This is a genomic window from Clostridium chauvoei, assembly GCF_002327185.1.
Classification (GTDB): Bacteria; Bacillota; Clostridia; order Clostridiales; family Clostridiaceae; genus Clostridium; species Clostridium chauvoei.
In genome coordinates this window covers 792562-805481 of the sequence record NZ_CP018624.1, presented here as the reverse complement: position 1 = coordinate 805481, position 12920 = coordinate 792562, and the positions used below count along the sequence as shown (strand labels likewise).

Here is a 12920-nt window from a genome sequence, read left to right as displayed (position 1 = left end):
TTCAATATGTTACAATGGAGATACGGATGGCGGTCCGTATCTTAATTGTTGCGAACCTTTTTTTAAGGGTTCTTTTTTTATTTCATATATTTTTCTGCTAATACTCTAAGTTCTGCAGCTCTTTTTTCTAATCTAGTAAAGAATCCTACTATCCTATCTAAATCAGCATATTCACTTTCATCTATAATTCCATCCTCAACTATTTTTAATAAAGTTGTTTGAATCTCCTTACTTTTTGCAAGATCATTAGATGTTAAAACTGCAAATCTATAAAGGTTATCAATATTTTCTTGCTCTATAGGTTGCATTATTTTTCTTCCTATAGGACATTCATTACAGCAATAATTATTTAAAAGCTCTGGAGCATTATATACATCCGCCATAATAACTACCTTGTCCACTGGAACAACCTTACAAAGATCAAGTTCATATTGTGTTAATGAGTCTTTACTAACACCTAATACTTCACTTGCACTTTCTCTACTTGCAAAACTTGAATTAAACTTAGCTGCTGCAAGTCTTGCTTTACAATAAACATTTTCTGCTGCCTTAGTAACTTTTTTAGCCATTTTTACACTTCCTTTCATTCTTTAACATTAATACAGTTATGTAATCTTTTAATTTATCTAGTATCCATTTATTGTCTCATGTCTAAATGAGATAATATTTTTAAGATAGATACTAGTATTAAATAATTACCATACTCACTTTTAGCAGAGCACCCAAGCTCTGTTCTTTTCTTATATGTTTAATTTTTAGAGTTAACCTTTTTCATAACTTCTGTTCCCCAATTAGGGCCAAATTGCTTTTCTAGTCCTTCTATCATGGACTTGTAAAAAACATTACTTAATGCTTGGAACTCCTCTTCTGTATCTGGATAATTCAAGCATATAGCTGTTAAATCACATTTATCACTTTTAAATTCTTTAATGCAAGCCATATTCTCACTCCTAAAACTTATTTATATTACAATATATTTCTAAGGATTTTTAATGTTACTCTTCTTAGCACCAAACGATTTCTCCATTTTCTTCCTTAACATATAACCAAAATAGTTCTTCATTTTTACTATTTAAAATCCAAACCTTTAAATTACCATTTTCATTTAGCTTACTTTTTGTAACTCTTAATTCTGTTCCTTTAAAAACTTCTTCAACCCTTTCTAATAAAGATTTCATATAAAATCCTTCCTTTCATTTAACTAAACTTTATATAAGATTTTAATTATTCACTTTCCATTTATTTGATTTAGTAAATAATTTAAAATATATTTGTCCAAGTTTTTTGGACTATATTTCTAAAAAAATTTTTGCCTCTATTCCATAAAGTTCTGCTAATATCTTAACTTTTGAAATAGTTAGTTCAACCTTTCCATTTTCTAACATAGAATATCCACTTTTACTGCTATATCCCAATACTCTTGCTACTTCCTCTTGGGTTTTTCCACTTTTTATTCTTAAATCCTTTAACAAAGTATTCATCATGTTCCTCCTTTTGTCCAAGTATTTTGGATTTCATATTTTTATATTAGTCCATTTTTCTTGGACTGTCAATGTATTTACACAAAATAAAATCAAGTTTTTTGGACACTATTCCATTTATATTGAAAACAAGGTACAATTATATTGAACTAAATTAAAAGGAGATTTAAAAATGATTACACTAGCAGATAGATTAAAAGAACTTAGAAAATCTAATAATTTAACTCAAACTGAATTAGGAAAAATATTAGGTGTAGGGAAAACAACTATCTCTATGTATGAAAATGGAAATAGCACACCTAATGATGAAATAAAATTAAAAATATCTGAATATTTTAATGTTTCCATAGACTATCTCCTTGGAAAAACAAATATAAGAAATTACGTTGAAATTACAGCAGAAGATAAAATAAACAAGCTTATTGAAGAAAGTGGTATTAACACTATTGCTGCTCACTTCGAAGGTGAAGAATTCACTGAAGATGATCTTGAAGATATTGAGAACTTCATTAATTTTGTTTTAGCTAAAAAAAAGAAGAAAAAATAAGGTGTTCTTCACGAACACTATTATTTTTTTGATTTTTATGTGTAACTATTTTACATAATATAATATATATTCATATTGTGTAATTTATATATATTTTTTTTATTTAGGAGGTACAATTTATGGGATTTAGATTTAAGAAATCCAAAAACTTTGGCCCTTTTAGGGTTAATGTATCAAAATCAGGTATAGGATGGAGTGTAGGTACCAAAGGTGCTCGATTTACTAAGAGAGCTGATGGAAAAAAACAAACTACTTTAAGTATTCCTGGAACTGGTTTAAGTTATGTCGATGTTAGTGGAGATAAGAAAAATTCCTCAACTAATTCAAAGACTGAAAAAATTAATTTTTCTAATAATAACAATGATAATAAACCTAAGATTCCTTTTCATAAGAGATCATGGTTTATTTGGTTAATGTTAATACTTCTTCCACCAGTAGGTATAGTTTTATTATGGACTTCAAAAAAATATAATAAAAAACCTAGAGTTGCTCTTTCTATAATATTTGCTCTTTATGCAATGATTTTATTTATACCACATTCTAACACTGCTACTCAAAATAATTTAGTAGCTCAAGAAACAAAAAATGAACAAGAAAAAATCGAAAAAGAAAGAGCTGAAAAAGAAAGAATAGATAAAGAAGAGTCTGAAAAGAAAAAGGCAGCTCAAGAAAAAGCAGAAAAAGAAAAAATTGCTGCTGAAGAGGCCGAAAAGAAAAAAGTTGCTGAGGAAAAGACTGCCGCTGAAGAGGCCGAAAAACAAAGAATCGCTCAAGAAAAGGCTGCTTCTGAAGAGGCTGAAAAGCAAAGAACTTATGCAGAACAATCTGGAGCTGCTCAAACACAAACATCAACAGCAATCCCACAAGCTAATCAAGGCGTAGGACAAACTGTATACATAGCTTCATCAGGTAAAGGAAAGAAGTATCATTCAAATCCTAACTGTAGCAAAATGAATGGTGCAACACCACTGTCTAAAGATGAGGCATTAAATCTAGGATATACACCATGTCAAAAGTGTCATTAATATTTTATTTTTAATACTATAAATAGGAGGATTTAGATTTGAGTGATGCAAAAAAACTTATTTATAAATCATGCTTTGAAAATATATTACTAAAATCAATGGGTGATTGTTTTCAACAAATTTTTTATAATCTAATGTCAGAAACTCATGATAATTTTATAAAGACTGATACACAAGGTTCGATTGGAGATAGAAAGTGTGATGGCTACTTATTTGGAGAAGGAATCTTTTTTCAAGTATATGGCCCTAGAGATTATAGCTCTAATATGACTACTATGACTGAAGCAATAAAAAAAATGCCTGGCGACTTTGAAAAGCTAAAAGAACATATACAAAATGGTTATTGGGAAGAAATCCATCAATATATTTTTGTATTTAAAACTCATAGAGGAACTTATCCTGATTTGCTTCAAGTTATACATAAATTGAAACGTGAAAATCCTAATATTGAGTTTATGCCTATATATGACATAAATAAATTATTATCTATATTTTTAGACTTATCAACTACTCAAATGATGAATTTAACAAATACATATATTCCTGAACCAAACTTTAATGATATTAAATATGAAGTAATGGGAGAAATAATTCAACATTTAATAAAAGTAGGTAATACAAATAATATTGATATAACAAAAACTCCTCCTAATTTTGATGATAAATTAGAGTTTAACAAAATAAATCCTTTTTATGCAAGTAATCTTAGAACTGCTAGTTACAGTATAGAAGCCTTAGATGATTTTTTATCTTCATATGAAGATATTGCTATCTCTGATACTCTATGTAGTATTTTTAAAGAATTATATGATCAAGCTCAAAAAAATACCCTAATGATAGTAATCTTCAATTCAAATATATACTTGATAATTGCCATAAAGAGAATTTGAACCCAAATTCTCTCCAGCAATTCGAAACTAATAGTTATGTAATGATTGCCAAGTATTTTGAAACTTGTGATATTTTTGAAGAACCAAAAAAAGTAGCAAATAATTAGCTACTTTTTTTATATTTCTATTCCTAATAATTTTTGTTCTGGCTTATCATCATATAACCTTAATATAACACAACTTTCTAGGTATTCTACAAATTTAGTATCATTATCTTGTTTAGCAACACTTAAAATATTTTCAAACATGTTATAATTTATATTAAATATATACTGACGATTTTTGTTTTTACAAATAGAATATGCTAGTTTAAGCATTCTATAAACCTGTCTAGGATCTATATCTGTAAATAAAAATCCATCATGATATAAAAATTCTATTGAATTGTTAATTTGTCTTTCCCATATTAATAAATCCATACAAAATAACTTTACATTCCCTACACCATCAGAATCATCACCTTGAATTTGAGGTATGATATCATATCGTATTTTATTATTACCATCATTATTCTCTATATCTATACCTGAATATTTTCTCTCATCATAGATATAATCTACATATCCTTGAAATTGAACTGATAATTCTTTAATATACTCTGAAATACTTTCTAAATACTTTATTGCTTTAAGGTTATCTTGTGCCATATCTGCTTTTATTTCAGCTATATTTTGTTCAAACTCCTTAAGTAATTTTTCATATTGCTGTGCTTTTTCTAATTGTATCTTTAACTCTGTTAATCTATTTTGTAATCTCTCATATTCATTAGTTGATACTTTATCTTGAATAAAACTTAAATCTTTATTAATAGTATTATCTATTGATTTTAAATCTATTTCTAATTTATTTATCAAATCAATATATCTTTTCTTATCCTTTATAAGTCTCGCTTTTCTTCCCTCTAATAATTGTTCATGAAAAATAGATATTTCTTCTAAACTCTTTATCATTTCACTTGAAAAAAGTACCTTTGCTTCTTCATATATTTCTTCAACCTTTTTACATGTGATATCGACATTTATTTTTAAGTTTTTATCTATTGTTTTAATAGTATTATTATATTTAGTAATTTCATTTATAATTTCATTTTTTTTAACTTTACTTTTTTCAATATTTAATTTTACATCATTATATCCTTCTGAAATTTTAAAATTAGAAAGTTTCTTTTCAAGTTCTTCTATTTCTTTAGAAAGATTAGTAATTCCTATACTTACCTTAGAACCATTCATTAATTTTTTAATTGTTTCATCTTTTTCTATATATTTTTTACTCTTCTCTGCTTCATTAATTTGTGTCTTGTTATTTATTTTATTTATTATTAATTGAGGATCTAATCCCAATAAATAAGAATTGTATAAAACTGATTTATCCTCATCCTCTTTACTTTTATATTGCTCCCATTTAATATATGCTAATTTAGGTATCCTTAAATATCTACATATAAGATTTCTAAAAGAAAGATATTTATAATTCTCTACTCTATCAAATATCTCAGCTTCTAAAATATTATTCACTTTAGTAACTGTTAAATCCTTATTATTAAATATAACCTTTCCTGAATCAACATCTCTAATTATATTAAAAAACTTATTCTCATCTTGTAGATTTAATTCAAATTGCCATCCTGAGTCTTTAAGTTTTGAAATAATCTTATGTGAAGTTTGTCTTGAACCTAAGCAATAATCAATTAATTTAACTGTTAATGACTTACCAACTCCATTTACAGTTTCACCAGTATTATTCTTTTTATCTGCATCTTTACTCTTTGTTCCTAGTATTATATTAAAATTGTTAGGTTGAAATTCTATAGAATGAAATGATTCCTTATTAGCTGTTAGTCTTTTTATATACATTGTAAATCTCTCCCCTTTCATTAATATCTACTGTGTTTAATGCAAATAATAAATCTACTGTTAAAATTAAGCTATCAAACGAGTGCTTTTTGCTAATTAAACCCTTATCAATATACTTTTTTTGAATTTTATTCCAACAATCATCTATTGTCAGTGGCTCTTTAAGCATATCAAGTACAAATGCACCAAAACCTATATACGATTCAGATAAAGTAATATGTTTTTTCGGCATAATCATAATAAACACCCCCTTAACTATTATATATTTTTGTAAAACATTTATATTACATTTTAACATAATTTATTAAATAAATAAATTACTATTTTAATCATACAAAACATACATTCGTATTTCAATAAATTTCTTCAGTTCTATTTTTAATAAATATCAGAACATACGTTTTCAAGAACGTTAGTTTGTGTTATTATTATCCTATATTAACTATAGGAGGAAATAAATATGACTTATGAAGAACTTTTAACTGAAGCATTAGAGAATGACATTGATATAGTTGAATTTTCTTTAAAGGGGCAAGGAAAAGGCTATTATTGTGATAATATCATCATTATTGATAGCAATATTCATACAAATACAGAAAAGAAATGTATTTTGGCTGAAGAATTAGGTCATCACTTCAAAAATTATAGTAATATAATAAAAAAATCTACTAATTCTTTAAAACAAGAAAATTTAGCACGAAGATGGGGACATGCTAAATTAATTAGTATTTTTAGCTTACTAGATGCCTTTAACAATGGTATTACAAGTAGATTTGAATTAGCTAAATATCTTGATGTAACTGAGGAATTTTTACAAGAGTCTATAGAAACAATGAAAGCTAAATATGGTACTCATTTAGAACTTGATAATTATATTATTTATTTTGAACCTTATTTTGGTGTACTCCGAATCAATTAAGGTGTTCGTCACGAACCCCTATTCTTTATTCTAAATCAATTTATTATTTCAAAATAATATATTAAAGTGATTCATAGTATATACAAAAGAGGTGATTAAAATTAGAGCAGCAATATATGTAAGAAAATCAAGATTATCTGAAAAAGGTGAATCTATTAATAATCAAATAGATCTATGTAAAAAATATTTTTATAATCTTCAATTAGATACTTCTATTGAATTTTTAGTTTATCAAGATGAAGGTTTTAGTGGTGGAAATACTAATAGACCAGAATTCCAAAAATTAATTAGAGATATAAAGAAAAAAAGATTTAACTATCTTATTTGCTATAAGCTTGATAGAATTTCTAGAAATGTAGCTGATTTCACTTCTACTCTTAAAATTTTAGAGGAAAATAACGTAAACTTTATATCAATAACAGAACAATTTGATACCACTTCAGTTATGGGTAGAGCTATGATCAACATTTCTGCTACCTTTGCTCAAATGGAAAGGGAAACTATAGCTGAAAGAATAAGAGATAATATGCTTGAGTTATCTAAAACAGGCAGATGGCTTGGTGGTACTTGCCCTCTTGGTTTTAAATCTACTTCTGTTAATTATGAAAGTAATGGCCATAAAAAGAAAATGTACAAACTTCAAGTAGTTGATAATGAAATGGATATAGTTAAACTTATATTTAATCTATATATTGAGAAAAAAAGTTGTAGTCCTATTGCTAGATATCTTTGTAGTAATGGAATAAAAGGTAAAAATGGTGGTGACTTTAGTAGAAATACTGTCCTTCAAATATTAACTAATCCTGTTTATTGTACTGCTGATAAAAAGGCTTTAGATTATTTTAAAAATCTAGGTGCTACTATTGAAGGAAATGCCAATTCTAATTGCGGTATTATGGCTTATAACAAGCGTAAAAATGGCAAGAAAGATAATCCTATAAATGAATGGATAATATCAACAGGAGCTCATATAGGAGTTATATCATCAACTCAATGGATACAATGTCAAAATATATTAAATGATATTAGGAAAAAACCTAACAATAGAACTGGAACTGGAAGTAAATTTTTATTATCAGGATTATTAAGATGTGCACATTGTAACTCTTCTATGTGTTCTTGGAGCAGAAATAATCCAAATGGAAAATATGAAAGATACTATAGATGTGAATTAAAAAATAGAGCCTCTAATAGATGCATATGTAAAATGTTAAATGCAGATAAAGCTGAAAGCTTTGTTATTGATTTATTAAAAAATCTTGATATAAAAACTATAGAAAACTACAAAAATAACTCTACTATTGAAAATGCTTCAAGCATAGAAAGAAAAAAAACAATGCTAAATAAAACATTAAATGAAAATAATAAGATTATTTCAGGCCTTATAAAAAAATTAGCATTATTAGATGATATGGACATATTAAACACTATTCAAAATGAGATTAAAAGCTTAAAAACAGAAAATAAAACTATAGAAAAAAATATAAATAATCTAAGTATAAAATCATTTGTTGTTGAAGATGAAAAAGAAAATAAAAAAGCCTTCATAGAAAGCTTAAAATTATTTAAAAAGACTATTGATCTTATAGGTGATATTGAAATTAAAAGAAACATGATAGAAAATCTAGTTGAATATTTTACTTATAACTCTGAAACAAAACAAATTAAGTTTAAATTGAGGCTGTAATTTATTGCAGCCTTATTATAAAACCTAGTATTTTCAGCGTCTTAACATACTTGTGTAAATGACTTGGTTGTATCTGCTCCTTGACCTGTTGCTAGATCAATCTCTAGCCCCTCTTCTTCAAAAAAACCTTCATTTATAGCAACATACATTGGTGAGTAAAAAACTGAACGTACAACTTCATTTAATCTTACCTTAGTTTTCTCCTCTTTCTGATCTTTTTTAGCACACGCTACAAGACTCATTCCAATAACTCCTATAAGAGCAGTTATTGTTGCTAATTTAATTAATTTACTTCTCACTAATTCCTCCAATCACTTTTTTATGAAGTTAAATTACTTTCATGTTTTATAATATGATTTCATGTAGTAATTTGTTAAAATTTAAAAGCTAAAATAAAGTTAAAAAGAGATATTAGCCTACAATAAGCCAATATCTCTTTTATTTTATAAATTAACAATATTTATATTCTGTTGCTTTTTCTTTTCTCCAATTTTTATACTTAACGTATGTTAATGTAAATATTGATACGTTAAGAACAACCACGCAAGTTGATAAAATGGTTGCAAGTAGATTATCATATTTTACCATTCTAGTTTTTAGTAGAATTTGGCATATACCAGAATGTGTTATATACATTATTAGAGAGTGTTTTCCTAATATATTTATTTTCATACTTCTTTGTGGAATTATTATAAATATAAATGTTCCTACTATAACAGAAGCTATATAATGAAATCCCCTTATAAACATAGGAAACCATGGTCTTTCAAAATACCAAGTATAATTTGTATATTCAAATAATAATTCTATAGGAGTCTCCTTACTTAATACTAATAATATTATAAATACTACTATTGTAGAAATTATGATTTTTAATTTATGTTCTTTTAATTTATTTATATATTCCTTTTTAAAAGCTCGTCCACCTATGAAAAATGGAAGAAAAAATACAGTTCTAGAAACACTTGCTATAGTTCCTACGCTTCCATCTAATCCAATTAACATTGATAAAATAACAGTACATACTATCCATTTTTTATAATTATCTATATAGTCTGATATTATGTACCAAAAAATTAGAGATAATAAATACCATAATGTCCACTGTGGCATTAAAAGTTCTAATTTAACATTTAATTTTCCAAGTATTAAAAAATTAAATAGTGTATAAAATATTTGTGTACAAAAATAAATTTTCACTGTATCTATTACTTTTTCTTTTGTTGTTCGTCTACTTAATTTCGAAAAATATCCAGATACAAATGCAAACATAGGCATATGAAATATGTAAAGTATTAATATAAAAGTATGTATATTTACTGAAGTAGGATTTGCAAGTTCTAAAGAATTTCCTATAATTACACATATTATTAAAAAAGTTTTTAAGTTATCGAAATAGTAATTTCTCTCTGTTTTTTCCATATTTTCACTCCTTTTTTCGATAAGCTAAATTAAATTATACAGGAAAAGGTTAACATCTTTCAATAAGTATTTAATGCCATTTACTAATAAATAAAATAGTGCTAAATTATAATAATGGGGACTAACTAAGGAGGGTTTATATGAAATTATTTAGACAGTCAATCATAATTCTAGGAATTTACTTATTAGGAGAATTAATTTCAAAAGGACTTGGTCTACCTGTACCTGGAAATATAATAGGAATGCTATTGTTACTTTTATTATTATGTACTAATGTAATAAAGGTAGAAAGTGTAGAAACTGTTTCAAACTTTTTTCTTGATCATTTAGCATTTTTCTTTATACCTGCAGGAGTTGGACTTTTAACTTCTTTTGATAACATAAAATCTAGTCTTATTAAAATAGTTTTAATATGTGCAGTTGCAACAGCAATTGTAATTGTAGTTACAGGACTAGTAGTTCAAGTGGTAAGTAATACGTTGAATAAAAAAAAGAACGGAAGTGAAGAAATTTAATGGACATTTTAACAAACAATATACTATTTGGTATAGTGCTATCATTATTAGCTTTTGAAATTGGATTATTTGTTTATAAGAAAACAAAACTTCCCATATTTAATCCATTATTAATAGCTATTGCTATAATTATTGCAGTTTTAGTTATATTTAATATAGATTTTGACTCTTATAATAATGGAGGTCAATTTATTAATATGTTTCTTGGGCCTGCAACTGTAGTGTTAGCAGTTCCTTTATACAAGCAGTTTCATTTATTAAAAGAAAATCTTGTCCCTATTCTTATTGGTATTTTTATAGGTAGCTTTGTTGGAATAACATCAGTAATTATTTTATGCTTTACCTTTGGTTTAGAAAATGTACTTACTATATCATTATTATCAAAATCAGTTACAACTCCAATAGGTATTGAAATAACAAATCAATTAGGTGGACTAGTACCAGTTACAGTACTTGCAATAATAGTATCTGGTATTATGGGAGCAGTTGTAGGACCTACCCTTTGTCACTTATTTAAAATTAAAAGTGAATTAGCTGTTGGAATAGCTATTGGGACTGCCTCTCATGCTGTTGGTACAACCAAAGCTTTAGAACTTGGAGAAACTCAAGGAGCGATGAGTTCATTATCAATAGGTATTGCGGGAATAATGACTGTATTTTTAGCTCCATTATGTTTTCATTTGATTTCATTAATATTATCTTAAATCAAATAAAAAATGGGGCTGTCGCACTAAATAATAGTGCACAGCTCCTTTTTGATGCAAAAAAAATAAATCCTAAACTCAATAGTTTAGGATTTATGGTAAAATGTTTTTTATGCAACTAAAAAATATTTTACAACAAAATTATACTGTAAATCGAAAGTTTTATCAATTAAAACTTCCTTTTGATATAGATTGCATAATTCCAGAAAATGATTCGGTGAGATTACTAAGTCAGTTTGTAGAGGAGATGGATTTAACTGACCTATATTCTACTTATTCTAAAATAAGAGAAAATCAAGTATCGCCAACGAACATGTTAAAGATTGTGCTTTATGGATATATGAATGGTTTCTATTCTTCACGAGATATAGAAACAGCATGTCTTAGAGATATAAATTTTATGTTTTTACTCGAAGGGGCATCTGCTCCGGATCACTCAACATTTGCAAGATTTAGAAGTTTACATTTTGCTCCATGTGCTGAAAAGATATTGGCTGAAATGTCTAATTTTCTTTATGAGATTGGAGAAATATCAGGCAGATCAATATTTATTGATGGTACTAAAATAGAAGCTTATGCAAATAAATATACATTCGTTTGGAAAAAAGCTGTGACAAAAAACATGGCTAAATTATTAACAAAAATAGCCGACCTTGTAAAAGAATGCGAAGAACTTTATGGTATTAAATTGATTTATAAAAATAAAGTTCAAATGAGGCACGTAAAAAAGCTAAAGAAAAGGCTTTATGAATTAAAGAAAATTGAAACTATTGAATTCGTCCACGGATGTGGTAAAAGAAAATCACCACTTCAAAAATCTATAGAGAAGCTTGAAGAGTATCTTTCAAAATTCAAAGAATATAACCAAAAAGTATACACCTGCGGAGAAAGAAATAGTTATTCAAAAACAGATAATGACGCTACTTTTATGAGAATGAAAGAAGATGCTATGAAAAATGGTCAACTTAAACCTGCTTATAATGTACAACACGGTGTTGATGCAGAATATATTTCGTGGCTTACTGTGGGACCACAGCCAACAGATACTACTACATTAATACCCTTTTTAAAAAGTATGGAATGGCATCTAAATTTTAAATATTCAAAAATAGTTGCTGATGCTGGCTATGAAAGTGAAGAGAATTACTCATTTATTGAGGATAATAATCAAATAGCATTTATTAAACCTTCTAATTATGAAATATCAAAGACAAGAAAGTATAAGAATGATATTGGCAGAATAGAAAATATGGATTATGACGCTGAGAATGATTTATTTATTTGCCAGAATGGTAAGACTCTAAAAGTCAATGGTATAAAGTTCAAGAAATCTAAAACAGGATATGAAAGTGAAAAAACAATTTATTCATGTGAGGACTGTAGTAATTGTAGCTTTAAGAGTAAATGTATTAAAGGAAATAATTCTAAAATTCCATTGGGGGAAAGAACTAAGAAACTTGAAACTTCAAAAAAGTTTAATCGTCAAAGAAAAGAAGATTTAGAAAGAATTATTACTGATGAAGGCATCTTACTTAGAATGAATAGAAGTATTCAAGCAGAAGGCTCTTTTGCACAAGTAAAACATGATATGAATTTCAGAAGATTTATGTGTCGTGGTCAAAAGAATGTTTTAGCAGAAAGCATCCTAATTGCTATGGCTCATAATGTTAATAAATTACATAACAAAATACAATCTAACCGAACTGGTAAGCATTTATTTGAGCTAAAAGAAGCTTTATAGTTAAATTTTTTAAGTCTTTTTTATTAGCTTTATTAAAGTGCGTCTATTTTTAAATAGAGTTTATTTATATTATAAAATGTGTAATAAATTTTATAAAAATATAGAAAAGGAGCTATCGCTAGCGGATTTTTTTACC

The 12920-nt window shown here is 26.7% G+C and carries 15 protein-coding genes and 1 pseudogene; 8 read left to right on the top strand and 8 right to left on the bottom strand.

What is annotated here, in order from left to right:
- Positions 1–77 precede the first annotated feature (77 nt).
- From BTM21_RS03720 to BTM21_RS03710, 4 genes are all read right to left on the bottom strand, one after another.
- Positions 78–569, bottom strand: a complete 492-nt coding sequence (locus BTM21_RS03720; RefSeq protein ID WP_079481473.1) for a helix-turn-helix domain-containing protein — start codon at positions 567–569, stop codon at positions 78–80.
- 179 nt (positions 570–748) lie between these two features.
- Positions 749–940: a hypothetical protein gene (locus BTM21_RS03715; RefSeq protein ID WP_021876063.1), complete on the bottom strand. Its 192-nt coding sequence runs from the start codon at positions 938–940 to the stop codon at positions 749–751.
- 64 nt (positions 941–1004) lie between these two features.
- Positions 1005–1178: a hypothetical protein gene (locus BTM21_RS13640; RefSeq protein WP_021876064.1), complete on the bottom strand. Its 174-nt coding sequence runs from the start codon at positions 1176–1178 to the stop codon at positions 1005–1007.
- A 111-nt stretch (positions 1179–1289) separates the two neighbouring features.
- On the bottom strand, positions 1290–1481 hold the full coding sequence (locus tag BTM21_RS03710) for a helix-turn-helix domain-containing protein (RefSeq protein WP_161493099.1): 192 nt from the start codon (positions 1479–1481) through the stop codon (positions 1290–1292).
- Between the two features lie 172 nt (positions 1482–1653).
- On the opposite strand from BTM21_RS03710, the gene BTM21_RS03705 reads away from it, so the two are divergent.
- The 3 genes from BTM21_RS03705 to BTM21_RS03695 all read left to right on the top strand — a co-directional run bounded on the left by BTM21_RS03705 (position 1654) and on the right by BTM21_RS03695 (position 3943).
- Positions 1654–2028: a helix-turn-helix domain-containing protein gene (locus tag BTM21_RS03705; protein ID WP_021876066.1), complete on the top strand. Its 375-nt coding sequence runs from the start codon at positions 1654–1656 to the stop codon at positions 2026–2028.
- Positions 2029–2147: 119 nt separating this feature from the next.
- Positions 2148–3053 carry a DUF4236 domain-containing protein gene (locus BTM21_RS13565; RefSeq protein WP_021876067.1) on the top strand — a complete coding sequence of 302 codons (906 nt, stop codon included), beginning with the start codon at positions 2148–2150 and terminating at the stop codon, positions 3051–3053.
- Positions 3054–3091: 38 nt separating this feature from the next.
- The gene (locus BTM21_RS03695) at positions 3092–3943 is read left to right on the top strand and encodes a hypothetical protein (protein ID WP_096145344.1); all 852 of its coding nucleotides are present in this window, start codon (positions 3092–3094) and stop codon (positions 3941–3943) included.
- Positions 3944–4059: 116 nt separating this feature from the next.
- Here BTM21_RS03695 and BTM21_RS03690 read toward each other — a convergent pair whose 3' ends face one another.
- Both BTM21_RS03690 and BTM21_RS03685 read right to left on the bottom strand, forming a co-directional pair.
- Positions 4060–5796, bottom strand: coding sequence for a DUF2326 domain-containing protein (locus BTM21_RS03690; RefSeq protein WP_161493100.1), 1737 nt, complete (start codon positions 5794–5796; stop codon positions 4060–4062).
- On the bottom strand, positions 5771–6034 hold the full coding sequence (locus BTM21_RS03685) for an ABC-three component system middle component 6 (RefSeq protein WP_079481476.1): 264 nt from the start codon (positions 6032–6034) through the stop codon (positions 5771–5773). Before BTM21_RS03685 ends, BTM21_RS03690 begins: the two co-directional genes overlap by 26 nt.
- Before the next feature lie 222 nt (positions 6035–6256).
- Here BTM21_RS03685 and BTM21_RS03680 point away from each other — a divergent pair, with 222 nt between their 5' ends.
- Both BTM21_RS03680 and BTM21_RS03675 read left to right on the top strand, forming a co-directional pair.
- Positions 6257–6715: an ImmA/IrrE family metallo-endopeptidase gene (locus BTM21_RS03680; RefSeq protein ID WP_021876070.1), complete on the top strand. Its 459-nt coding sequence runs from the start codon at positions 6257–6259 to the stop codon at positions 6713–6715.
- Between the two features lie 91 nt (positions 6716–6806).
- A complete protein-coding gene (locus BTM21_RS03675) occupies positions 6807–8402 on the top strand; it encodes a recombinase family protein (protein WP_021876071.1) in 1596 nt (531 codons plus the stop codon).
- Between the two features lie 65 nt (positions 8403–8467).
- Here the strand turns inward: BTM21_RS03675 and BTM21_RS03670 are convergent.
- Positions 8468–8644: pseudogene (locus tag BTM21_RS03670) on the bottom strand (ABC transporter substrate-binding protein); the annotation flags it as partial.
- Positions 8645–8852: 208 nt separating this feature from the next.
- Positions 8853–9824, bottom strand: coding sequence for an acyltransferase family protein (locus BTM21_RS03665; protein WP_021876073.1), 972 nt, complete (start codon positions 9822–9824; stop codon positions 8853–8855).
- Positions 9825–9964: 140 nt separating this feature from the next.
- Here BTM21_RS03665 and BTM21_RS03660 point away from each other — a divergent pair, with 140 nt between their 5' ends.
- The 3 genes from BTM21_RS03660 to BTM21_RS03650 all read left to right on the top strand — a co-directional run bounded on the left by BTM21_RS03660 (position 9965) and on the right by BTM21_RS03650 (position 12784).
- A complete protein-coding gene (locus BTM21_RS03660) occupies positions 9965–10339 on the top strand; it encodes a CidA/LrgA family protein (protein WP_021876074.1) in 375 nt (124 codons plus the stop codon).
- Positions 10339–11043 (top strand): LrgB family protein, encoded by a 705-nt coding sequence (locus BTM21_RS03655; RefSeq protein WP_079481478.1) that lies wholly within the window; start codon positions 10339–10341, stop codon positions 11041–11043. The genes BTM21_RS03660 and BTM21_RS03655 overlap by 1 nt, the downstream gene beginning before the upstream one ends.
- 112 nt (positions 11044–11155) lie before the next feature.
- Positions 11156–12784 carry an IS1182 family transposase gene (locus BTM21_RS03650; RefSeq protein ID WP_079481794.1) on the top strand — a complete coding sequence of 543 codons (1629 nt, stop codon included), beginning with the start codon at positions 11156–11158 and terminating at the stop codon, positions 12782–12784.
- Positions 12785–12920: the final 136 nt, after the last annotated feature.

Bases quoted from the DNA above. Each gene is read 5' to 3' on its own strand.
- BTM21_RS03680 (WP_021876070.1), top strand. From the start codon at position 6,257: ATGACTTATGAAGAACTTTTAACTGAAGCATTAGAGAATGACATTGAT.
- BTM21_RS03660 (WP_021876074.1), top strand. From the start codon at position 9,965: ATGAAATTATTTAGACAGTCAATCATAATTCTAGGAATTTACTTATTA.
- BTM21_RS03690 (WP_161493100.1), bottom strand. From the start codon at position 5,796: ATGTATATAAAAAGACTAACAGCTAATAAGGAATCATTTCATTCTATA.
- BTM21_RS03710 (WP_161493099.1), bottom strand. From the start codon at position 1,481: ATGAATACTTTGTTAAAGGATTTAAGAATAAAAAGTGGAAAAACCCAA.
- BTM21_RS03705 (WP_021876066.1), top strand. From the start codon at position 1,654: ATGATTACACTAGCAGATAGATTAAAAGAACTTAGAAAATCTAATAAT.
- BTM21_RS03655 (WP_079481478.1), top strand. From the start codon at position 10,339: ATGGACATTTTAACAAACAATATACTATTTGGTATAGTGCTATCATTA.
- BTM21_RS03715 (WP_021876063.1), bottom strand. From the start codon at position 940: ATGGCTTGCATTAAAGAATTTAAAAGTGATAAATGTGATTTAACAGCT.
- BTM21_RS03650 (WP_079481794.1), top strand. From the start codon at position 11,156: ATGCAACTAAAAAATATTTTACAACAAAATTATACTGTAAATCGAAAG.
- BTM21_RS13640 (WP_021876064.1), bottom strand. From the start codon at position 1,178: ATGAAATCTTTATTAGAAAGGGTTGAAGAAGTTTTTAAAGGAACAGAA.
- BTM21_RS03665 (WP_021876073.1), bottom strand. From the start codon at position 9,824: ATGGAAAAAACAGAGAGAAATTACTATTTCGATAACTTAAAAACTTTT.
- BTM21_RS03720 (WP_079481473.1), bottom strand. From the start codon at position 569: ATGGCTAAAAAAGTTACTAAGGCAGCAGAAAATGTTTATTGTAAAGCA.
- BTM21_RS03685 (WP_079481476.1), bottom strand. From the start codon at position 6,034: ATGATTATGCCGAAAAAACATATTACTTTATCTGAATCGTATATAGGT.
- BTM21_RS13565 (WP_021876067.1), top strand. From the start codon at position 2,148: ATGGGATTTAGATTTAAGAAATCCAAAAACTTTGGCCCTTTTAGGGTT.